We start from the raw sequence: 21,480 nt of genomic DNA on the forward strand, positions 1-21,480 counted from the left end.
GGAATCCTGCATGCTCCGCCTTGTCGCCCGCGTCGCTGTCGTCTTCGCCCTGACCTTCGCCGCGCCGGCCCTCGCCGCCGACGTCGTCCCGCCCATCCCCTACAAGGAACGCACCCTGGCCAACGGGCTGAAGGTGTTCTGGGCCGTCGACCGCTCGACGCCGAACGTCACGATCCAGGTCTGGTACGACGTCGGCTCCAAGGACGATCCGGAAGGGCGCTCCGGCTTCGCCCACCTCTTCGAGCACATGATGTTCAAGGCCACCCGCAACATGCCGGCCGAGACCATCGACCGCATGACCGAGGACGTGGGCGGCTTCAACAACGCCTCCACCTGGGACGACTTCACCAACTATTACGAGGTGGTGCCCGCCCACCATCTGGAGCGCCTGCTCTGGGTCGAGGCCGAGCGCCTGGGCTCGCTGGTGGTGGACGAGGAGGTGTTCCGCTCCGAGCGCGATGTGGTGAAGGAGGAGCTGCGCCAGTCGGTGCTGTCCCAGCCCTACGGCCGGCTCTTCTACCTGTACCTGCCCCAGGCGAGCTATACGACCCACCCCTACAAGCGCCCCGGCATCGGCTCCATTGAGGAGCTGGACGCGGCCACCATCGACGACGTCCGGGCCTTCCATGCGGCCTATTACCGGCCCGACAACGCCGCCCTGATCGTCGTCGGCAATTTCGACGAGGCCCAGCTGAACGCCTGGGTGGACAAGTATTTCGGCCCGATCAAGCGCCCGCGTGCGCCGATCAAGCGGGTGACTGCGGTGGAACCGCCCCGCGCCGGCCCCGGCGTCTTTGAAGGCTATGGCCCCAACGTGCCGCTTCCGGCGGTGGCGATCACCTGGCTGGCGCCCGCCGCCTCGCACCCCGACGCTCCGGCCCTGACGGTGCTGGACGCCATCCTGTCCTCGGGCAAGTCCTCGCGGCTCTACAACAGCCTGGTCTACGAGCAGCAGCTGGCGGCCGAGGTGTTCTCCGACGCTTCCCTGCCCCAGCAGCCGGGCATCGTGACGGTCGCAGCGATCCTTTCCTCCGGCAAGAGCATAGAGGAGGGTGAGCGCGCCCTGCTGGCCGAGGTCGCCCGCCTGCGCGACGCCCCGCCGACGGAAGCCGAGCTCACCGAAGCCCGGAACGAACTCGTCGCCGGCAAGCTTCGGCAGCGGGAAACCATCGACGGGCGCGCCTTCGCGCTCGGCTACGCGCTCACGACCACCGGCGACGCCTCCCGCGCCAACCGCGATATCGCCGCCCTGCAGGCCGTGACCGCCGCCGACGTACAGCGCGTCGCCCGCACCTATCTGGCCGAGGATCGGCGCATGACCATCCGCTATCGGCCCGAGTCCGAACGTCCGGAAGGCGCTGCGGACGCCGCGCCCAAGCCGCCGGTGGTGGCCTCCGCCAAGTACCGCGGTCCGGTGACCACGCTCGCGCCGGAAGGCCGCCGTGTGGCCCCCCCGCCGCTCGGAGCCCCTGTCGACCCCGTGCTGCCGCAACCGGTGGAGCGGACGCTCGCCAACGGCCTGCGGGTGATCGTCGCCAAGTCCTCGAACCTGCCGCTGGTCGCCGCCGACCTCACCTTCCGGGCCGGCGCCTGGGCCGATCCGCAAGGGTTGGCCGGGGCCATGGGCATGACCGCTGGCATGCTGACCGAGGGCACCAAGACGCGGGGGGCCCAGCAGATCGCCTCGGAGATCGAGGCGCTGGGGGCGACCCTTTCCTCCGGAGCCGGCCTGGAAAGCGCGTCCGTCAGCCTGAACGCGATGCCCGACAAGCTCGCCGCCGCCATGGCGATCATGGCCGACGTAGCGCGCAACCCCGCCTTCGCCGAAGAGGAACTGGAACGCCAGCGCGCCCAGTCGCTCGACGGCCTCTCGGTCGCCTACCAGTCGGCGGGCCAACTCGCCGCCTACGCCGCTTCGCCGGTGGTGTTCGCCGGCACGCCGTTCGGCCATGTGAGCGACGGCACGCCGGCTTCGCTGCAGAAGCTCGCCACCGCCGACCTCGCCCGGCTGCACGCCGCCCATTTCCGGCCGGACAACGCCATACTGGTGCTGACCGGCGACATTTCGCCGGAACAGGGTTTCGCCCTCGCCGAACAGGCCTTCGGCGACTGGCGGGCGCCGGCGGTTCCGAAGCCCGTCCCGCCCCAGGTGACGCCGCAGGCGGCGCCCCGCGCCGTGGCCATCGACCTGCCCGGCTCCGGCCAGGCGGCGGTGACCGTGGTCAAGGCCGCCATCCCGCGGTCGGACCCCGCCTACTATCCGGCCATCGTCGCCAATTCGGTGCTGGGCGGCGGCTATTCGGCCCGCCTGAACCAGGAGATCCGCATCAAGCGCGGCCTTTCCTACGGCGCGCGGGCCGGGCTCTCGACCCAGCGGACCACGGGCCTCTTCCGCGCTTCGGCCCAGACCAAGAACGAGTCGGCGCCCGAGGTGCTGGATCTGATCGAGGCGGAGATGCGCAAGCTCGCCGCCGAACCGGCCGGCGCAGATGAACTGAAGGCGCGCAAGTCGGTGCTGATCGGCGGGTTCGGGCGGCAGCTCGAGACCACCGGCGGCCTGGCCGGCATCCTCGGCAACCTCGCCCTCTACGATCTGCCCCTGTCGGAGATCGAGGCCTATACCGCCAAGGTGGAGGCGGTCGAGGCCGGTCAGGTGCAGGCCTTCGCCCGGGACCGGCTCGATCCCGCCAACGCCAGCGTGATCGTCGCCGGGGAAGCGCAGGCCTTCGCCGAAGGCCTCAAGCAGCGCCGGCCGAACCTGGAGGTGGTGCCCGCCGCCGAGATCGATCTCGACACGCCGGCGCTGCGCAAGGCGCCTTAGGCCGGCTGCGCCCAGGCCGAGAGATCGCGCTCCCGGCCCATAAGGGCCAGGCCCGAGGCGATGGACTCCAGCTCCGCGCCCCGCTCGATCTTCTCGGCGGGGAAGCGGCGGCGGAAGATCTCCCGAACGGCCGGCGTCAGGGACGAGCCGCCGGTCAGGAACACCCGGTCGATCCCGTCGGCGCCGAGCCCGGCGTCGGCGAGGGCGCGGTCGACGGCCGCCTCGATCTGGGCCAGCTCCGGCGCGATCCAGGCCTCGAACTGGTTTCGGGCCACCTCCGCGACGATGGAGATGTCGCCGACCTCGAAGCGGAACTCCGCCGCCTCGCGTTCGGACAGGGTCTCCTTCAGGCGCGAGACCGCCCGGTAGAGGCGATAGCCGTGGTTTTCGTCGAGGATCTCGATCAGGCGGCCGATCTTCTCCGGCTCGTCGGCCTCGCGCACCAGCTTGCGGATCTCGCGCATGTCGCGGCTGGCGCGCATCAGGGCGAGCTGATCCCAGCGGGCGAAGGCGGAGTAGTAGCGGTTCGGGATCGGCAGGGTCTTGCCGAACGAGGTGTAGGTCGAGCCCTTGCCGAGCGCCGGCGAGACCAGATGGTCGATGATCCGGTAGTCGAAGGCGTCGCCCGCCACGCCGACGCCGGAGCGCCCCAGCGGCTGGGCCCGCATCTCACCGTCCTGGCGCGTGAAGCGGATGATGGAGAAGTCGCTGGTGCCGCCGCCGAAGTCCCCGACCAGGACGGTGGCGTCGTGGTCCAGGGTGCGGGCGAAGAAGAAGGCCGCGCCCACGGGCTCGTAGGCGTAGAGGATCTCCGAAAAGCCCAGCCGCTCGAAGGCGGTGCGGTAACGCGCCAGGGCCAGGGCTTCGTCGGGCGACGCGCCGGCGAAGACCACCGGCCGGCCGACGATGACCCGCGGCGGCAGGCGGGCGAGGGCGGAGCCTGCATGATCGCGCAGCTTCAGGAGGAAGGCCGAGAGCAGATCCTCGAAGACGTAGCGCCGGCCCAGGATCTGAGTCTCGGTGAAGTTGGCCGAGGCGGCGAAGCTCTTAAACGACTGGATGAACCGCGTCTCGAGCGGGTCCTCGGCATAGGCCTCGATCGCCCAGGGGCCGGCCTCCACCGTGCGGTCGGAGGGCCGCTCGGGCGGGGCGTAGAAGGAGAGCGCCGAGCGGAAGGCGAAGAGCTCGCCCTCCGGCGCCGGAAACCGCACGAGTTCGGCCGCGCCGTTCCCGCCTGCGAGGGCGACGACCGTGTTGGTGGTGCCGAAGTCAAAACCGATGGAGAGCTCGGTCATCGATCGCGCCTTTCGAGGGTGGGGTGACGACGGATCGCCCGCACCCTGATCGGCGCGACCCGCTAGGTTCGAGCTTGAGCTGCGGCCCGCCGCATCAGGAGACCGCCTCCGTCACGTCCTGTTCGTAGGCCGCCAGCGTCGCCATCTGCAGGATTCGGCTGACTGAGGCCGACAGCGGCGCGATCTGCACCGACTTCTGCAGGCCCAGCAGGATCGGGCCGATCACCGTGGCGTCCGACAGGGTCTGGACGAGCTGGGTCGAGATCGCCGCCGAATGGATGGCCGGCATGATCAGCACATTGGCCGGCCCGGTCAGGCGCATGAACGGATAGTTGGCCCTCCGGCTGGGGTCGAGCGCCACCCGCGGCGGCATCTCGCCCTCGTACTCGAAGTCGACCTCCATCTGGTCGAGGATGGCGACGGCGTCGCGGACCTTCTCCGACCGCTCGCCCATCGGATTGCCGAAGGTGGAATAGGACATGAAGGCCAGCCTGGGCGTATAGCCGAGGGTCTTGACCGCCTGGGCCGCCTCCATGGCGATCTCCACCAGCTCCTCGGCTTCCGGCATCTCGGTGACGTTGGTGTCGGCGACGAACAGGGTGTGCCCCTTGGCCAGCAGCACGGACATGCCCATGACCCGGCCGCCGGGGGCGGGGTCGATCACCCGCAGCACCTCTTCCAGCGCCTGGTCGTAGGACCGGGTGACGCCGGTCACCAGCCCGTCGGCGTAACCGAGCGCCACCATGGCCGCGCCGAAGGAGTTGCGGTCCTGGTTGATCAGGCGCTGGACGTCGCGCTTCAGATAGCCCTGCCGCTGCAGGCGCTCGTAGAGGAAATCGACGAACTCGGTGTTCCAGTGCGAGACCCGGGCGTTGATCACCTCCAGCTGGGTGTCGTCCGGATTGAGCCCGGCGCCGATCATGTTCTCCCGCACCAGCTCTTCGCGGCCCACCAGTATGGCGTGGCCGAGGCCGGCGGATTCGAAGGCGTAGGCGGCGCGGATGACCGACGGCTCCTCGCCCTCGGCGAAGACGATGCGCTTCTTCGGCCCCTTCAGCACGGCGCCCTGCAGCTTCTGAAGGAAGGCCGCCGTGGGGTCCAGCCGCTGGGCCAGCGAGGCGCGGTAGGCGTCCATGTCGACGATCGGCTTGCGCGCCACGCCGGTGTCCATCGCCGCCTGGGCCACGAAGGGCGGGATGTACCAGATCAGCCGCGGGTCGAAGGGGGTGGGGATGATGTATTGCGGGCCGAACTTCAGCTGCATGCCGTGATAGGCGGCGGCCACCTCGTCGGGCACGTCCTCGCGGGCGAGCTGGGCCAGCGCGTTGGCGCAGGCGATCTTCATCTCCATGTTCACCCGCCGGGCGCGCACGTCGAGCGCGCCGCGGAAGATGTAGGGGAAGCCCAGCACGTTGTTGACCTGGTTGGGATAGTCCGACCGGCCGGTGGCGACGATAGCGTCGGGGCGGACGGCGTAGACCTCCTCGGGCGTGATCTCCGGGTCCGGATTGGCCATGGCGAAGATGATCGGCTTGGGCGCCATCGACTTCACCATCTCGGCGGTCATGGCGCCCTTGATCGACAGGCCGATGAAGACGTCGGCGCCTTCCAGAGCCTCGGCGAGCGTGCGCTTGTCGGTGTCGACTGCGTGGGCGCTCTTCCACTGGTTCATGTCGTTGGGCCGCCCGCGCCAGATCACCCCCTTGGAGTCGGCGGCGATGACGTTCTCGTGCCGCACGCCCATGGCCTTGATCAGGTCGAGGGTGGCGATGCCTGCGGCTCCGGCGCCGTTCAGCACCACCTTCACGTCCTTCAGGTCACGGCCGGTGATGTGGCAGGCGTTGATCAGGCCGGCGGCGGAGATGATCGCCGTGCCGTGCTGGTCGTCGTGGAAGACCGGTATGTCGAGCAGCTCCTGCAGCTCGGTCTCGATCCGGAAGCACTCGGGGCTCTTGATGTCCTCCAGATTGATCCCGCCGTAGGTCAGGCCGATGTTCTTCACCACCGTGATGATCTCGTCGGGATCGGTGGCGGCGACTTCGACGTCGATGGAGTCGACGTCGGCGAAGCGTTTGAAGAGCACGCTCTTGCCTTCCATCACCGGCTTGGAGGCCAGGGCGCCGAGGTTGCCGAGGCCCAGGATCGCGGTGCCGTTGGAGATCACCGCCACCAGATTGCCTTTGGAGGTGTAGTCGTAGGCGGTTTCAGGATCCTCGGCGATCTTCAGCACCGGCACCGCCACCCCCGGCGAATAGGCCAGGCTCAGGTCCCGCTGGGTCGCCATCGGTTTGGTGGGGACGATGGCCACCTTCCCCGGGCGGGGGTGCTTGTGGAAGCTCAAGGCTTCCTCGTCGGTGAAGGTGCGTTTCTCGGCGTCGCTCATCGGCGGCGGATCCCTGGGCGCTGCTGGGCGGTAAGGGGGCGACCTATAGAGAGCCCGCCGCCGCCGAACAACACTTCCCAGGGGTCAGCTTGGCCGTTCCGCGAGGTGAACCGCGATCAGTGAGGCTCGGACGCCGCCGCGACGGCGGCGCTGCGCAGGTGGCGGGAGGCGACGCCGTCCGGCGAAAGGGTCACAAGGGCTTCCGCCGGGCCGCCGCCGGCCGGGCGCTCGAAGCGGAAGCGGCGCAGGGGCGCGTCCTTGGCCGTGAACAGGCCTTCACCGTCGAGCGACACCAGGGCCACGGGCGGGCGGCGGCCCTGGCGCAACTCCAGGCCCTCCGACGTGCGCGCGATGGAGAGGGCGCCGTAGGTCCCCACATAGGCCTGCAGGTCGCCGGCCGCGGCCGGCGGGCGTTCGAGGGCCTCAAGCACCCAACGGTTCTCCGTGGCGACGGGCTCCGGCGCCGGCCGCTCCGCCAGCCGTTTCAGCGCCAGAGCCTGGGCGCGGGCGAGCGCCTCGCTCGCGGGAACCGCGACGTCAGGGATGACGCCCGATCCCTCCCAGTTCGCCTTGGTGATCGGGTTCACCGGCGTGCCGAACGAGATGAAGATGCTCAGACCTTCGCCCACCGGATGCGTACCGCCGGGATTGGCGCCCCCGGCGGTGGCTTCGCCCACCACCGTCGCCCGCTTGGCCGCCTGCAGGGTGTAGGCGAAGCTTTCCGCCGCCGAGGCGGTCCGACCGCTGGTGACCACAAGGACCGGGACCTCCAGCCGGCGCTGGCCGCGCGGCTCGGCGGTCGGGCGCTCGTACTGGTCGGGGCCGCGGCCCTTGAAGGTGTTGTAGACGTCCGCGCCGGCGGGGACGAAGTGGTTCACGAGATAGCCGACCATGGCCGGCGAGCCGCCGCCGTTGTCGCGCAGGTCGAAGATCACTGCGTCGGTGTCGGCCAGGAGCGCCATGACCGCGTCGGCCTTGGCGCGCGCCGGTCCGTCGCCGCCTTCGAAATGGGCGAACATCCGCATATCGACATAGCCGATATTGCCAGGCAGCACCTCTACCGAGCGGAAGCCGTGGTTGTTCCGTTTGGCCATGGCCTCGAAGGCGACGGGGTCGAAGCCCCGCGGCGCCGGCCGCCCCGCACGCGGCGGCTCCCACTGCACCGCGAAGTGGCCGTCCAGCGGCCGCAGCCGCGCTGTCATGGCGCCGGCGAAATCCCGGGGATCGCGCAGGTGGTCGAAGGCGCCCGCCTCGGCCTCGCGCCGCAGGTCGGCGGCGATTTTCGCCGCCTTGGCGGGATCGAAGTATTCGGCCTCGATGGCGGCCGCGACGGCCTCGGCCCGAGAGCGCGGATCGATCGGCGGCGGGGTCTGGGCGAAGGCGGGGACGGCGAGCACGAGGGCGCAGGTCAGGGCGGCGGCGAATTTCATCGAACAACCTTCGCAACGAGGCCGCGCAGTGGAGCCTCCGACTATGGCAAGTTTCGGTCGAGCCTGATTCAGCCGCAGATGAGGTCGATCCCCGCCGTCCAGATCGACCGCAGGCTCGCCTCGTCCGCCCCGCTGCGCGCGCGGATGGCGAGACTGTGCAGCAGGCCGGTGGCGATGGCGCCCAGCGCCGTCGGATCGACGCCGGGCGCCAACTCGGCGCGGCTGGCTTCGAACCGCGCGGCGAAGGCCGCGTCCATCCGGGCGAAGGTGTCGGCCAGGAGCCCGCGCACCTCGGCGTCGGCCAGGCTCTCGGTGACCGCCGTGCTGATCACGAAGCAGCCGCGCTGCCCCTCCCCGTCGCCGGCCACGTAGATGGCGCTGGCGCCGGCGAAGAGGGCTTGAAGCGTCTCACGCAAGGGCGCGGGATTGGCGAGCGCGCGCGCCTGACTGGTCAGCATCTCTTCGCGCGTGCGCCGCAGGGCCGCCAGGTAGATCGCCCGTTTGTCGCCGAAGGCGCCGTAGAGGCTCGGCCGGTTAAGTCCCGTGGCGGCCGAGAGGTCGTCGAGCGAGGTGGCGGCGTATCCGCCGCGCCAGAAGGCGCCCCGGGCCTGCCCCAGCGCCTGATCAGGATCGAAACTGCGCGGCCGCCCCCGGGGCTTGGCGGGTCTCGCAGTATCTTTTTGTACCATTTCGCAAGAAATCCTTGACGCCTGGCTATTTTGTATCGGACGGTACGAAAGTCAAAGACGGAGGGTTCGTCATGGAAATCTATTATTCGCCGCTCGCCTGCTCGCTTTCCACCCGCATCGCGGTCTACGAGGCCGGCGCAGAGGAAAAGGCCCGCCTGGTGCGGGTGAACACCAAGAGCCAGACCACCGCCGACGGGGCCGACTATCGCGCCATCAACCCCAAGGGCCTGGTGCCGGCCGTGCGCACCGCCGAGGGCGAGGTGCTGAGCGAGAACGCCGCCGTTCTCCAATACATCGCCGACGCCTTTCCCGAGGCCGGTCTCGCGCCGGCGGCGGGCGACATGGAGCGCTACCGCCTTCAGCAGTGGCTGAGCTTCGTGGGGTCCGAGCTGCACAAGGCGGTCTTCGCGCCGCTGCTGAGCCCCACGGCCGATGAGGGAGCCAAGACATATGCGCGACAGGGCGCGGCGGCGCGGCTCGACTATCTGGCGGCGCACCTGGAGGGCCGCGAGTACCTGCTCGACCGGTTCAGCGTCGCCGACGCCTATCTGGCTGCGGTGCTGAACTGGGCGCAGTTCGTGAAGATCGACCTCGCCGCCTGGCCGGCCATCGTCGCCTATCGGGAGCGGGTGGCGGCCCGCCCCGCGGTGGCGCGGGCCATGAAGGACGAGTTCGAGCTCTACCGCGCCGCGGCCTGAGGCTTGACCCGGCTGGCCTGGGCGGGAGAGTAACGCCCCCTTCCGCCCACGCCGGAGACCGCCCGTGAGCACGCCCGTCCGCATCGCCGTCGCCGGCGCGCTTGGCCGCATGGGCCGGGCCGTGGCCGACGCCGTCGCCCAACGCCCGGAAGCCGCGCTCGCCGGCCGCTTCGACCGTCCCGGGATCGAGGGCGAGGGCCTGACCACCCAGGCCGCCGCCATGGCCGCCGCCGACGTGGTGATCGATTTCAGCACGCCGGCCGCCTCGGTGGCGCTCGCCAAGGCTGCGGCGGCGCAAGGAAACCTCGCCCTGGTGATCGGCTCCACCGGCTTCTCCCCCGACGAAGCCGCCGAAGTGGACGCGGCCGGCGCCCTCATCCCCATCGTTCGGGCCGGCAACTTCTCCCTCGGCGTAAACATGCTGATGGGTCTGGTGGCGCGGGCGGCGCGCGCGCTCGGTCCGGAGGCCTACGACATCGAGATCTTCGAAGCCCATCACCGCCGCAAGGTGGACGCGCCCTCCGGCACCGCCCTGATGCTGGGCGAGGCCGCAGCGCAGGGTCGTGGAGTCGATCTCTCAGCCGTTCGCGTCGCCGCCCGCGACGGAATCACCGGCGCGCGCCGCGACGGCGACATCGGCTTCTCGGTGCTGCGCGGCGGCGGGATCGTCGGCGAGCATTCGGTGGTGTTCGCCGCCGAGGACGAGGTTCTGACCCTCAGCCATTCGGCCCGCGACCGCGGCCTCTTCGCCCGCGGGGCGGTGGCCGCAGCGCTGTGGGCGGCCGGCAAGCCGCCCGGCGCCTACGACATGCAGGACGTGCTGGGCCTGAAGTCCTAACGCCCGCCGGTGGAGCCGAAACCGCCGGCGCCGCGGGCGGTCTCCTCCAGGCTCTCGGCCTCGCGCCAGGTCGCCCGGGTGACCGGGGCGATCAGCAGTTGGGCGATGCGGTCGCCCCGGCGGATGGTGAAGTCCTCCTCGCCCAGATTGACCAGGATCACCTTCACCTCGCCGCGATAGTCGGCGTCGATGGTGCCGGGCGTGTTCAGGCAGGTGATCCCGGCCTTCAGCGCGAGGCCCGAGCGCGGCCGCACCTGGCCCTCGAAGCCCGATGGAATCGCCATGGAAAGCCCCGTCGGCACGGCGAAGCGGGAGCCCGGCCGCAGGACCAGCGGCTCGTCCTCCGGTACGGCGGCCCGAAGGTCCATGCCGGCGGCGTCGGCCGTCTCGTAGGCGGGCAGGGGCAGGTCGGGATTGTGCGGCAGGCGCTTGATCGGGATCGTCGGGGTCACGCGAGCTCCTCGGCCATGCGGGCGGCCAGCCGGCGGGCCACCTCGGTCTTGGCGATCCGCTCCCATCGCTCGATTCCCCCCGCCGTGACGATGGAGACGGCGTTCTCGTCGCCGCCCATGACCCCCGCCACGCTGACGTCGTTGGCGACGATCCAGTCGCAGCCTTTGCGGGCGAGCTTGGCCTGGGCGTAGGCCTCGACCTCGTCGGTCTCGGCGGCGAAGCCGACGACCAGCCGCGGCCGGTTTTGCGCCTTCGATAGCGTCGCCAGGATGTCGGGGTTCTCCACCAGGGCGATGGCCGGCGGGCCGCTCCCGTCCTTCTTCATCTTCGAAGCCGCCTCGTCCCTGGGCCGCCAGTCGGAAACGGCGGCGACGCAGACGGCCAAGTCGGCCGGCAGGGCCGCCTCGCAGGCGGCCAGCATCTGGCGCGCGGTCTCCACGTCGACCCGGCGCACGCCTGGCGGGGTCGGCACGGCCACTGGCCCCGCCACCAGCGTCACCTCCGCCCCAAGCTCCGCCAGGGCCCCGGCGATGGCGAAGCCCTGCTTGCCGCTCGAGCGGTTGGTCAGCACCCGCACCGGGTCGATGGGCTCGGCCGTCGGTCCGGCGGTGACGATGGCGCGCTTGCCGGCCAGGGGTCGCGCCGCAGGGCCGCCAAGGGCCGCCATGATCGCTTCGAAGATCGCCTGGGGCTCGGCCATCCGGCCGAAGCCGAACTCGCCGCAGGCCATGGCGCCTTCGTCCGGTCCCACGAACCGCACGCCGTCGCCCTTTAGCGTGGCAAGGTTGCGGCGCGTGGCGGGATGCTCCCACATCCGCACGTTCATGGCCGGCGCCATCAGCACCGGCTTGTCGGTGGCCAGAAGCGTGGTGGAGGCGAGGTCGCCGGCCAGGCCATGCGCCGCCTTGGCCATCAGGTCGGCGGTGGCGGGCGCCACCACAACGAGGTCGGCGGAGCGCGACAGCTCGATATGGCCCATCTCCGCCTCGTCGGTGAGGGAGAAGAGCTCGCTATAGACCTTGTCCTCGCAGATGGCGGAGAGCGACAGGGGGGTGACGAACTGCCCCCCCGCCGCGGTCAGGATCGGCCGCACGCCAACCCCGGCCTTGCGCAGCAGGCGGGCCAGCTCCAGCGCCTTATAGGCTGCGATCCCGCCGCCGACGATCAACAGAATCCGTTGTTCCGACAAGGTTCTGCGCCCCTCCACGAAGGCCCACGGTCATAGGCGAAACATAGGCGCTGGACAAACCCTCCGCCATGTTCTTTAAATGTTCCAACAGCACAGCTTGGCCGCGCATCGGGAGAGAATGAATGGCTGGGTATAGGGTTCTGGTGGGTCTGGCGGCCGCGGCCGCCTTGCTGGCGGGCTGTGAGCGGCCGTCGGCGGTGGCGTCCAAGCCTTCGGGAGAAGCGGCGCCGGCTGCGGAAACCGCCGCATCGTCCGAGCGCGCGGCGCCGGCGCGGACGGAGGCGCCCGTCCGGCTGGTGGACGGCAAGCCGATGTGGGCCGCCAGCCGCCGCGGCACGGCCGAGGAGAACGCCCAGCGCAGCTTCGAACGCAACGGCCAGGATTTCGCCGCCCGCGACCTCGACGACTTCGTGCGCAAGGCCCACGCCTTCGTCCGCAATCCGCCGGCGGGGACCCAGACCCTCGTCCGCAACAACGGCGACACCCTGTTCTACGACCCGAAGGGCAACACCTTCGCCGTCGCCACCAAGGACGGCGCGCCGCGAACCCTCTTCAAGCCCGAGGAGGGCGCGGCCTATTGGGACCAACAGAAGGCGCGAGAGGCTAGCCGCCAGACCGCCCGAGCCGGTCGGCGCGAGAACGGAGCCGACAGCGGCGGCTGAACCGCCGCCCTTGCGCCGGAGGCTGCAGGCGCCCTAATCGGCGCCATGCTCGCCCAAGCCAAGATCTGCGGCCTGTCCACTCCGGAGACGGTCGAGGCCGCCGTCGCCGGCGGGGCGGCCTATCTGGGCTTCATGTTCTTCGAGAAGAGTCCGCGGAACATCGCGCCGGAAGCCGCCGCCCGGCTGGCGGAGCCGGCCCGGGCGCGCAACGCGAGGATCGTCGCCGTGACCGTCGATCCCGACGACGCCCTGCTCGACCGGCTGGCGGCGACACTGGCCCCGGATTTCATCCAGCTTCACGGCAAGGAGACGCCGAGCCGGGTCCGCGAGGCCGCGACCCGCGCCCGGTGCGGCGTCATCAAGGTGGTGCCCGTCAGCGAGGCCTCCGATCTCGATGCGGCCGCCGCCTTCGAGCCCGTGGTCGACCACCTGATGTTCGACGCCCGGCCCCCCAAGGAGGCGGGCCGCCCTGGCGGCGCGGGGGTGCGCTTCGACTGGACGCTGCTGACGGGCCGGCGGTTCGAACGGCCGTGGTTCCTGGCCGGAGGGCTCGATCCCTGGAACGTGCGGGAGGCCGTGCAGACCTCCGGGGCGCAACTGGTGGACGTTTCCTCTGGCGTGGAACGCGGTCCCGGACTAAAGGACCCGGCCTTGATCGGGGCGTTTCTCGACGCCCTTCGCCGCGCCTGAGCCGATAAAGCCTTGAACGTCGTCACCAAGCCCAACGACTACGCCGCCTATCCCGACGCCGCCGGGCGCTTCGGCGACTATGGCGGCCGCTACGTGCCCGAAACCCTGATGCCGCTGGTTCACGACCTGGACGCAGCCTATGCGGCGGCCAAGGCCGACGAGGGTTTCCAGGCCGAGCTGTCCGGCTTCCTCACCCACTATGTGGGCCGGCCGAGTCCGCTCTATTTCGCCGAGCGCCTGACGAAGCACTATGGCGGGGCGAAAATCTATCTGAAGCGGGAGGAGCTGAACCACACCGGCTCCCACAAGATCAACAACTGCATGGGCCAGATCCTCCTGGCCATGCGGATGGGCAAGACCCGGATCATCGCCGAGACCGGGGCCGGCCAGCACGGCGTCGCCACCGCCACGGTCTGCGCCCGGTTCGGCCTGCCCTGCGTCGTCTATATGGGCGCGGTGGACGTGGAGCGGCAGAAGCCCAACGTCTTCCGGATGAACCTGCTGGGCGCCGAGGTTCGGCCGGTGACCTCCGGGTCGGCGACCCTGAAGGACGCCATGAACGAGGCCCTCCGCGACTGGGTCACCAACGTCCACGACACCTATTACCTGATCGGTTCGGCCGCCGGGCCGCACCCCTATCCGGTCATGGTCCGCGATTTCCAGGCGGTGATCGGCCGCGAGACGCGCCAGCAGATCCTGGAGCTGGAAGGCCGGCTGCCGGATGCGGTCGTGGCCTGCGTGGGCGGCGGCTCCAACGCCATCGGCCTCTTCCATCCGTTCCTGAACGACGAGAGCGTCAAGATCTTCGGCGTCGAGGCGGCGGGTTCGGGGATCGACACCGACCGCCACGCCGCAGCGATCAACGGCGGCCGTCCCGGGGTGCTGCACGGCAACAAGACCTATCTGCTGCAGGACGCCGAGGGTCAGATCACCGAGGCCCATTCCATCTCCGCCGGCCTCGACTACCCCGGAATCGGGCCGGAACACTCCTGGCTGCACGACGTGGGCCGGGCGACCTATCTCACCGCCACCGACGCCGAGGCCCTGGCCGCCTTCCAGCTGCTGGCGGAGCTGGAAGGCATACTGCCGGCCATCGAGAGCGCCCATGCCCTGGCCCGCCTGCCCGAGGTCTGTGCGGAGGCCGGCAAGGACGGAATCGTGGTGCTCAACCTCTCCGGTCGCGGTGACAAGGACGTCGCGACCGTCGCCGACCACCTGGGGCGCGTGATTTGACCAAGGCCCGTATCGAGGCGCGCTTCGCCCAGTTGAAGGCGCAAGGCCGCGCCGGCTTCGTCGCCTATGTGATGGCCGGTGACCCGGATCCGGAAACGGCGCTCGCGATTCTGAAAGGTCTCCCCGCCGCGGGCGCGGACCTGATCGAGGTCGGCTTTCCGTTTTCCGATCCCATGGCCGACGGTCCGGCGATTCAGGCCGCCGCCCTGCGCGCGCTCGACAAGGGCATGACGCTTCGCGGCACGCTGGACGCCATCGCCGCCTTCCGGCAAGGCGACCAGGAAACCCCCGTCATCCTGATGGGCTACACCAATCCACTGGTCACCTGGGGCTACGAGGCCTTCGCCCGCGACGCCGCGGCGGCCGGGGTCGACGGCCTGATCATCGTCGACACGCCGCCGGAAGAGGCCGACCCGCTCGCCGACGCCCTGGACGCCGCGGGAGTCGCCCTCATCCGTCTGGCGACGCCCACCAGCGACGACGCGCGGCTGAAGACCGTGGTCTCGCGCACCTCCGGCTTCGTCTATTACGTCTCGGTGGCCGGCGTCACCGGCGGCAAGGAGGCCGACGAGGCCGCCGTCGCCCCGGCTGTGGCCCGCGTGCGGGCGGCGTCCGGCCTGCCCGTAGCCGTCGGTTTCGGCATCCGCACGCCCGAGCGGGCGGCGGCCATCGCCCGCGTGGCCGACGCCGCGGTCGTGGGCTCGGCCCTGGTCGACGAGGTGGCTGCAAGCTTGGCTGTGAACGAAAGCGTGACCGACCGGGTTCTTTCCAAAGTCGAATCCTTGGCTAAGGCTGTGCGCGCTGCGCGAGCGGAGCGCCTTTCGGTCTAGAACCCCCATGGCGATGGCAGATCAGCGAAACGACAAGCCCGAGAAGGGCGCCGGCTCCCAGCCGCCGCGCGAGCGCCGCGGCTGGCTTTCCCGCATCGCCCCTGGCGTGCGCAACCTGGTCGCCAAGCGCGAGACGCCGGAGAACCTCTGGGTCAAGTGCCCCGACACCGGCGAGATGATCTACCGCCCGGACCTCGAAGCGGCGCTGTGGGTCACGCCGTCCGGCCACCACATGCGGATCGGCGCCGAACAGCGGCTGCGCTACACCTTCGACGAGGGCCGGTACGAGACGCTGGAGGCCCCGAAGGTCGTCGACGATCCGCTGAAGTTCCCGGACGTGAAGCCCTACATGGACCGTCTGAAGGCGGCGCGGAAGGCCAGCGGCGCCCAGGACGCCCTGAGCTCCGGCTATGGGACCATCCAGGGCCAGCCGGCCGTGGTGTCGGTGCAGGACTTCAGCTTCATGGGCGGCTCGCTGGGCGTCGGCGTCGGCGAGGCCTTCATCAAGGCCGCCCAGGAGGCCATCGCCCGCCAGGTCCCCTACGTGATCTTCACCGCCGCCGGCGGCGCGCGCATGCAGGAGGGGACGCTCGCCCTCATGCAGATGGCCCGCACCACCCTGGCCGTGAACGAGCTGAAGGCGGCCGGCCTGCCCTACATCGTGGTCCTGACCGACCCGACGACCGGCGGGGTGACCGCCTCCTACGCCATGCTGGGCGACATCCACCTCGCCGAGCCCAACGCCATGGTCGCCTTCGCCGGCCGCCGTGTGATCGAGCAGACCATCCGCGAGACCCTGCCGCCGGGCTTCCAGCGCTCGGAGTTCCTGGTCGAGCGCGGCCAGATCGACCGCGTGGTCCACCGCGCCGAGGTCCCCGCCGTCCTGGGTTCGATCCTGAAAACCCTGATGGATGGCCGGGCGCGGTCCAGGGCGGCGTAGCAAGAGGGCGCCACGCCGGGGCAGGGGCCCTAATTGATCAGCATCGTCCCGAGCAGCAGCCGCGCGCCGGGGCGGCCGAGCACGCGGTCGGCCTCCCGTTGCAGTTCGCGGGCCACGAAGTCGGCGTTCGGCGGCGTGGTGGGGGAAATCCCGCCGGCATAGGTCTGCAGCACCTGGGCGAGGCCCGCGCGCAGCCGCGGAACCACCAGTTCCGCCTCGCGCCGCAGCTTGGCGTCGGGGATGTCGAGGCCGACATCGAGGGTGAGCACGCCGCGCCGGCCGTCGCTTCGCGTAACCGTGGCGGCCAGGGTCTGGATGGGCAGGTAGCTTGAACCGCCGCCCTTGGCCTTCGGCTCCGCATCCGCGGCGGCGGCGAGCGCCGGCAGGGCCGAGAGGCCAGCGGCCAGGGCTAGGGCTTTGCGGCGGTCCATGCGCGACAGGACGCCACATCATGGTTAGCGCTCCATTTACGAGCGGCGTCCGAAAGTGCGGCCAAGATTCGCAGGTCTGTCCCGGGAGTTCACGGCTTTGGCGAGGTTCGCGCCCACTTCCCTCGATCTCGACGGCAAGGTCGTCCTCGTCACCGGCGGCACCGGCTCGTTCGGGCGACGGTTCATCGAGACCGTCCTGCTGCGGGCCCGGCCGCGCAAGCTGATCGTCTATTCGCGCGACGAGCTGAAGCAGCACGAGATGCAGATCGACCTCGCCGAACGGTTCGATCCGGAGACGCTGGGCTGCATGCGCTTCTTCCTGGGCGACGTCCGCGACCGCGAGCGGCTGACGCTCGCCTTTCGCGGGGTCGACATCGTGATCCACGCCGCGGCCCTGAAACAGGTGCCGGCGGCGGAATACAACCCCTCCGAATGCATCCACACCAACATCATGGGCGCCGAGAACGTGGTGTGGGCCTGCCTTTCGAACCGCGTGAAACAGGTGGTGGCGCTCTCCACGGACAAGGCCTGCAATCCGATCAACCTCTATGGCGCCACCAAGCTGGCCTCCGACAAGACCTTCGTGGCCGCCAACAATCTGTCGGGCGACATCGGCACCCGGTTCTCGGTGGTGCGGTACGGCAATGTGGTGGGTTCGCGCGGCTCCGTGGCGCCACTCTTCCAGCGGCTGATCGCCCGCGGGGTCGAAGAGCTGCCGATCACCGATCCGCGGATGACCCGGTTCTGGATCACCCTGAACCAGGGCGTGGACTTCGTGCTCTCGTCGCTGAACCTGATGCGCGGCGGCGAGATCTTCGTGCCGAAGATCCCTTCCATGAAGATGACCGACCTGGCCCAGGCCATGGCCCCTGGCGTCAAGACCCGCATCATCGGCATCCGCCCGGGCGAGAAGCTGCATGAGATGATGATCTCCGCCGACGACGCGCGGACCACGGTGGACCTCGGCGACCGCTATGCGATCGAGCCGGCCTTCCAGGAATTCACCCGCGAGTCCTACGCCAAGCTCTACCCCCTCGCGCCGGAGGGCTTCTCCTACGCCAGCGACACCAATGACGAATGGCTGACCGGCGAGGGCCTGCTGGCCCTGCTCGCCGACCAGCCGCCCGCCGGCCCGCCGCGCCGGCGCATCGGCGACAAGGCGCCGTGATCCTGGGCGTGCTGCAGGCGCGGATGAGCTCGTCGCGCCTGCCGGGCAAGGTGCTGGCCCCCGTGCTGGGCGAACCCATGCTGGGCCGTCAGGTGGAACGCCTGCGCCGCTCGCGCCGCCTCGACCGCCTGGTGTTGGCCACCAGTATGGAGGCGTCCGACGACCCGGTGGCTGACTATGCGGCGCAGATCGGCCTCGATGTGGTGCGCGGCTCGCTGGTCGACGTCCTGGACCGCTTCGCCCAGGCGCTCGCCGCCCATCCCCAGACGAAGGTCCTCGTGCGCTTCACCGCCGACTGCCCGCTCGCCGACTGGCGGGTGGCCGACGCGGCGGTCGATCGGCATCTGGAGGCGGGCGCCGACTACACTGACGACACCCTGGGCGGAAAGACCTTTCCCCACGGCCTGGACGTGGAGGCGGTCGCGCCCGCGGCCCTGCGCGCCGCCGCCGCCGAGGCGACCGACCCCTATGAGCGCGAGCACGTGACCCCCTTCATCTATCGCCGTCCGGAGCGGTTTCGCCTGGCCTGGATCGTGCGGACGCCCTCGCTCGCCCATCTGCGCTGGACGGTGGACTATCCAGAGGATCTGGACTTCGTCCGCCACGTCTACGAAACCCTCTATCCCGCCGATCCCGACTTCGACACCGAGGCGGTCGCGGCCTTGCCGTGGAACAGCTCCAGAGCCCAGGCCTGATCCCATGCCCTTCCTGTCCTACGGCCGTCAGACCATCGAGGAGGACGACATCGCCGCCGTGGCCGAGGCCCTGCGCGACGAGTTCCTGACCACCGGCCCGCGGGTGGAAGCCTTCGAACGAGCCTTCGCCGGTGCGACAGGCGCGCGCCATGCGGTGGCCTGCGCCAACGGCACTGCGGCCCTGCACCTGGCGATGCTGGCGCTCGAGGCCGGTCCGGGAGATGCGGTGGTGGTTCCCTCGATCACCTTCCTGGCCACGGCCAACTGCGCACGCTTCGTTGGAGCCGAGGCGATCTTCGCCGACGTCGACCCGCAGACGGGGCTGATGACCCCCGACACCCTGGCCGAGGCCCTGGAGCGGCTGGAGGGGCGGCGGCTGAAGGCCGTGGCCCCCGTCCACCTGCGCGGCGACGTGGCCGACGTGGCGGTGCTGGAACTGCTGGCCAAGAGTGCAGGCGGCGTGCTGGTGGAGGATGCGCCTCACGCCCTGGGCAGCCGGTACGCCGCGGGGAACCGCATCGGCCAGGTGGGCGACTGCGCCTGCTCGGCCATGGCCACGTTCTCCTTCCATCCGGTCAAGACCATCGCCACCGGCGAGGGCGGCATGGTCACGACAAACGACGATCGGCTGGCTGAACGCCTGCGCACCCTGCGCACCCACGGCATGGTCCGACCGGCCGGCGGAGACCCCTGGCGCTACGACATGGCGGAGGTGGGTTTCAATTATCGGCTGCCCGACATCCTCTGCGCGCTCGGCCTGTCCCAGCTCGCCAAGCTCGAGCGCTTCGCGGCCCGTAGGCGCGAACTCGCAGCGCACTATGCGCGGGCCCTGGCGCCCCTGGCCCCGCTCGTGCGGCCGGCCGCGAGCCCGGAGGGGTCCGATCCGGTCCTGCATCTGATGACGGTGCTGATCGATTTCGAGGCCGCCGGCCGCAGCCGCCGCCAGGTGGTGGAGGCGATGCGGGACCGGGGGGTCGGGACCCAGGTTCACTACATCCCGGTCCACACTCAGCCCTACTACCGGGACCGATTCCCGGGCCTGCGGCTGCCGGGTGCGGAGGCGTGGTATGCGCGCTGCCTCTCCTTGCCGCTCTACCCCGCCATGGCGGACGAGGACGTCGAGCGCGTCGGCCAGGCCCTGGCCGCGGCCCTGGGGCTTTAGGCCGCGATCCCCAGCTGACCCAGCATCTCCCGCAAGGGCGCCAGCGATTCCGGATGGGTCGCCAGGGCCGAGCGGGTGTCCTCCTGGCGGATCATCTTTACGGCTTCCAGGCGCGCGCGTTCGGCCGCCGGACCGCCGGGGCAGGTCTCGCCGGTCGCCAGGCGCAGCATCAGCACCAGCTTCTGGACCGGCGGGGCGGGCGCCTTGGCGAGGGTTGCGACCAGCCGCGCGTCGGCCTCCACCATGCCGCCCACGTCGCCGATCTTGGCCTGGATCGGGCCGTAGTCCTCGGCCGCGAGACCCCCGCGGGCGACGGCGCGCTGCAGGGCGGCCAGCTTCTGCAGCTTCACCGCCGGGGTGTCGGGACCGAAGCGGAACTCCTTCTCGAACCGCAGGGCGGCGACGGCTGCGGCGAGATAGCGGCCGGCCTGGCGCTTGTTGGCGCCGCCGATCACGTTCTCCACCAGCCAGATCAGGGCGTCGACCTCTTCCTTGGCCGAGCGGCCCTGGCCGAGATAGGCCTCCACGAAGTCGCCCGTGACCAGCATCTTCGAGCGCGTGGAGAAGGCCGCCTGCACGTCGTCGAGCGGCAGGAGCGCGCCCGCGGCGGCGGTGAGCGCCATGGCCAGGCCGCGCAGCACGTCGATCTCGCCCTCCGGGTCGCCTGGGCGAAGGCGGCGGGGACCGTTCAGCTCGCGCACGACGCGGCGCACGATGGCGGCGCGCACGCTCTGGAAATCCTCCGCCTGGAGCCACTTGGACAGCCGGGTCGCGGCCTCGGACAGCGGCGGCATCACCTTGGCGACGGAGGGTTCGATGCGGATCAGGGCGTCCACCGCTTCGGCGGCGGTGAGCCGCGTCATGGCCGCCAGTTGGCCGCCCAGGTCGAGATTCTTGCCGATGATGTTGTCCAGCCCGGTGCGCGAGCCGAGGATTTCGGCCAGCGGCTGTTCGATCGTCGCCAGGGCCAGGCCCCGCGGCGGCCCGGTCACCGGGGCGGCGTCGGCCAGGTCGAGCAGGCGCGAGACCTTGTCGGACCAGTTCTTGGCCGGCGCGATGGAGGCTGCGACGCCGGCGCCCAGCAGGTAGGCGCGATCCGGGTCGTGGGCCACGCGCTCGGCCGCCTTGGCGAAACCCTCCTTGTCGAGGTCGGGCATCCCGCCGCGGCGGAAATCCTTCAGCAGCCGCTCGACGGCGCGCTCGACCAGACCGGTGAAGGTGCGGATCAGCTCGTGGACCGACATGCCGCGGGCCTGAGCCTCGGGAATGGCGACCTTCTGAATGGCGTGCTGCAGGTCGGTGCCCGAGGCCTCGAGGGCTTCCACCAGATCCGGGCGGTGCAGAAGCTCGAAGGGCGTGGCCCCCTGGCGCTCGAGCCAGGTCTCCAGGAGCCGGCCGATCCGCTCGCGGGCGTGGACGGTGTAGAGGTCCTGCGGCGCGACGCAGAGCGGTTCCTGGTTCTCGACGACCTTCTTCTTCTTCGGCGTCTCGGTGGCGCCGGCGCTGAAGACGGTGACGGAATTGAACTCGCGCGTCTCCGGATCCAGGGTTTCCTTGGTGACCTTGACCGCGGCCACCTTGCCCTCGGCCATCAGCCCCTGGGCCGTGGACATCGCCGCGGCGCGATTCTCGGTCGCCATGTCCAGCGTCCACGGCGCGACGGGCGTGCGACGGATGAACAGCTCGTAGTGGACCTGCTGGCCTTGCACGCGAACCTCTCTGCAGAGGCTGTAGATTTGCAAAACAAACTTAACGCGTGATTTATCATGGGCTTGGGAGCCCTTGGCGAATTTTGGCCGTTTTCTTGACCGAACGCCTCCGAAGAGCCCCATTGAGGCCACGCCGCCGGAGGACTAGCTAGAAAGCTTCGCCG

General features: G+C 70.4%; 19 protein-coding genes. 11 read left to right on the top strand and 8 right to left on the bottom strand.

Annotation, left to right across the window (positions count from 1 at the left end):
* Nucleotides 1–10: 10 nt before the first annotated feature.
* On the top strand, nucleotides 11–2,821 hold the full coding sequence (locus ACK41C_RS06150) for a M16 family metallopeptidase (protein ID WP_409651570.1): 2,811 nt from the start codon (nucleotides 11–13) through the stop codon (nucleotides 2,819–2,821).
* Here ACK41C_RS06150 and ACK41C_RS06155 read toward each other — a convergent pair.
* The 4 genes from ACK41C_RS06155 to ACK41C_RS06170 form a co-directional block, all read right to left on the bottom strand.
* Nucleotides 2,818–4,116 carry an Hsp70 family protein gene (locus ACK41C_RS06155; RefSeq protein WP_409651573.1) on the bottom strand — a complete coding sequence of 433 codons (1,299 nt, stop codon included), beginning with the start codon at nucleotides 4,114–4,116 and terminating at the stop codon, nucleotides 2,818–2,820. The two genes, ACK41C_RS06150 and ACK41C_RS06155, sit on opposite strands and share 4 nt — an antisense overlap.
* Nucleotides 4,117–4,210: 94 nt before the next feature.
* Nucleotides 4,211–6,499, bottom strand: coding sequence for an NADP-dependent malic enzyme (locus ACK41C_RS06160; protein WP_409651575.1), 2,289 nt, complete (start codon nucleotides 6,497–6,499; stop codon nucleotides 4,211–4,213).
* Between the two features lie 116 nt (nucleotides 6,500–6,615).
* Complete coding sequence (locus tag ACK41C_RS06165) at nucleotides 6,616–7,929, bottom strand: S41 family peptidase (RefSeq protein WP_409651578.1); 1,314 nt, start codon at nucleotides 7,927–7,929, stop codon at nucleotides 6,616–6,618.
* A gap of 68 nt (nucleotides 7,930–7,997) precedes the next feature.
* The gene (locus tag ACK41C_RS06170; protein ID WP_409651580.1) at nucleotides 7,998–8,618 is read right to left on the bottom strand and encodes a TetR/AcrR family transcriptional regulator; all 621 of its coding nucleotides are present in this window, start codon (nucleotides 8,616–8,618) and stop codon (nucleotides 7,998–8,000) included.
* A gap of 71 nt (nucleotides 8,619–8,689) precedes the next feature.
* Here ACK41C_RS06170 and ACK41C_RS06175 point away from each other — a divergent pair, with 71 nt between their 5' ends.
* Together ACK41C_RS06175 and dapB are read left to right on the top strand one after the other, a co-directional pair.
* Nucleotides 8,690–9,316, top strand: coding sequence for a glutathione binding-like protein (locus ACK41C_RS06175; RefSeq protein WP_409651582.1), 627 nt, complete (start codon nucleotides 8,690–8,692; stop codon nucleotides 9,314–9,316).
* Nucleotides 9,317–9,380: 64 nt separating this feature from the next.
* A complete protein-coding gene (gene dapB, locus ACK41C_RS06180) occupies nucleotides 9,381–10,154 on the top strand; it encodes a 4-hydroxy-tetrahydrodipicolinate reductase (RefSeq protein WP_409651585.1) in 774 nt (257 codons plus the stop codon).
* Here the strand turns inward: dapB and dut are convergent.
* A complete protein-coding gene (gene dut, locus ACK41C_RS06185) occupies nucleotides 10,151–10,606 on the bottom strand; it encodes a dUTP diphosphatase (RefSeq protein WP_409651588.1) in 456 nt (151 codons plus the stop codon). The genes dapB and dut overlap by 4 nt on opposite strands.
* Nucleotides 10,603–11,796 carry a bifunctional phosphopantothenoylcysteine decarboxylase/phosphopantothenate--cysteine ligase CoaBC gene (gene coaBC, locus ACK41C_RS06190; RefSeq protein ID WP_409651591.1) on the bottom strand — a complete coding sequence of 398 codons (1,194 nt, stop codon included), beginning with the start codon at nucleotides 11,794–11,796 and terminating at the stop codon, nucleotides 10,603–10,605. The genes dut and coaBC overlap by 4 nt, the downstream gene beginning before the upstream one ends.
* 122 nt (nucleotides 11,797–11,918) lie before the next feature.
* Here coaBC and ACK41C_RS06195 point away from each other — a divergent pair, with 122 nt between their 5' ends.
* Genes ACK41C_RS06195 through accD form a run of 5 tightly spaced genes read left to right on the top strand, consistent with a single transcriptional unit; the run spans nucleotide 11,919 to nucleotide 16,151 of the window.
* Nucleotides 11,919–12,458, top strand: coding sequence for a hypothetical protein (locus ACK41C_RS06195; protein WP_409651593.1), 540 nt, complete (start codon nucleotides 11,919–11,921; stop codon nucleotides 12,456–12,458).
* 45 nt (nucleotides 12,459–12,503) lie between these two features.
* Nucleotides 12,504–13,148 carry a phosphoribosylanthranilate isomerase gene (locus tag ACK41C_RS06200; RefSeq protein ID WP_409651595.1) on the top strand — a complete coding sequence of 215 codons (645 nt, stop codon included), beginning with the start codon at nucleotides 12,504–12,506 and terminating at the stop codon, nucleotides 13,146–13,148.
* Nucleotides 13,149–13,160: 12 nt separating this feature from the next.
* Nucleotides 13,161–14,381, top strand: coding sequence for a tryptophan synthase subunit beta (gene trpB / locus ACK41C_RS06205; protein WP_409651598.1), 1,221 nt, complete (start codon nucleotides 13,161–13,163; stop codon nucleotides 14,379–14,381).
* Entirely contained in the window at nucleotides 14,378–15,211 is an 834-nt protein-coding gene (gene trpA / locus ACK41C_RS06210) for a tryptophan synthase subunit alpha (RefSeq protein WP_409651601.1), read from the top strand. Before trpB ends, trpA begins: the two co-directional genes overlap by 4 nt.
* Before the next feature lie 7 nt (nucleotides 15,212–15,218).
* Nucleotides 15,219–16,151 (top strand): acetyl-CoA carboxylase, carboxyltransferase subunit beta, encoded by a 933-nt coding sequence (accD, locus tag ACK41C_RS06215; RefSeq protein WP_409651603.1) that lies wholly within the window; start codon nucleotides 15,219–15,221, stop codon nucleotides 16,149–16,151.
* A 29-nt stretch (nucleotides 16,152–16,180) separates the two neighbouring features.
* Here the strand turns inward: accD and ACK41C_RS06220 are convergent, their stop codons facing one another.
* Nucleotides 16,181–16,582, bottom strand: coding sequence for a Tat pathway signal protein (locus tag ACK41C_RS06220; protein WP_409651606.1), 402 nt, complete (start codon nucleotides 16,580–16,582; stop codon nucleotides 16,181–16,183).
* Nucleotides 16,583–16,679: 97 nt separating this feature from the next.
* On the opposite strand from ACK41C_RS06220, the gene pseB reads away from it, so the two are divergent.
* The 3 genes from pseB to pseC are packed head-to-tail and all read left to right on the top strand — an operon-like array spanning nucleotide 16,680 to nucleotide 19,607.
* A complete protein-coding gene (gene pseB, locus ACK41C_RS06225) occupies nucleotides 16,680–17,750 on the top strand; it encodes a UDP-N-acetylglucosamine 4,6-dehydratase (inverting) (protein ID WP_409651608.1) in 1,071 nt (356 codons plus the stop codon).
* Nucleotides 17,747–18,445, top strand: coding sequence for a cytidylyltransferase domain-containing protein (locus ACK41C_RS06230; RefSeq protein ID WP_409651611.1), 699 nt, complete (start codon nucleotides 17,747–17,749; stop codon nucleotides 18,443–18,445). Before pseB ends, ACK41C_RS06230 begins: the two co-directional genes overlap by 4 nt.
* A gap of 4 nt (nucleotides 18,446–18,449) precedes the next feature.
* Nucleotides 18,450–19,607 carry a UDP-4-amino-4,6-dideoxy-N-acetyl-beta-L-altrosamine transaminase gene (gene pseC, locus ACK41C_RS06235; protein WP_409651614.1) on the top strand — a complete coding sequence of 386 codons (1,158 nt, stop codon included), beginning with the start codon at nucleotides 18,450–18,452 and terminating at the stop codon, nucleotides 19,605–19,607.
* Here pseC and ACK41C_RS06240 read toward each other — a convergent pair.
* Nucleotides 19,604–21,316 (bottom strand): hypothetical protein, encoded by a 1,713-nt coding sequence (locus tag ACK41C_RS06240; RefSeq protein WP_409651617.1) that lies wholly within the window; start codon nucleotides 21,314–21,316, stop codon nucleotides 19,604–19,606. The genes pseC and ACK41C_RS06240 overlap by 4 nt on opposite strands.
* Between the last annotated feature and the right edge of the window lie 164 nt (nucleotides 21,317–21,480).

The sequence above is a fragment of the Phenylobacterium sp. genome, from assembly GCF_046290725.1.
Classification (GTDB): Bacteria; Pseudomonadota; Alphaproteobacteria; order Caulobacterales; family Caulobacteraceae; genus Phenylobacterium.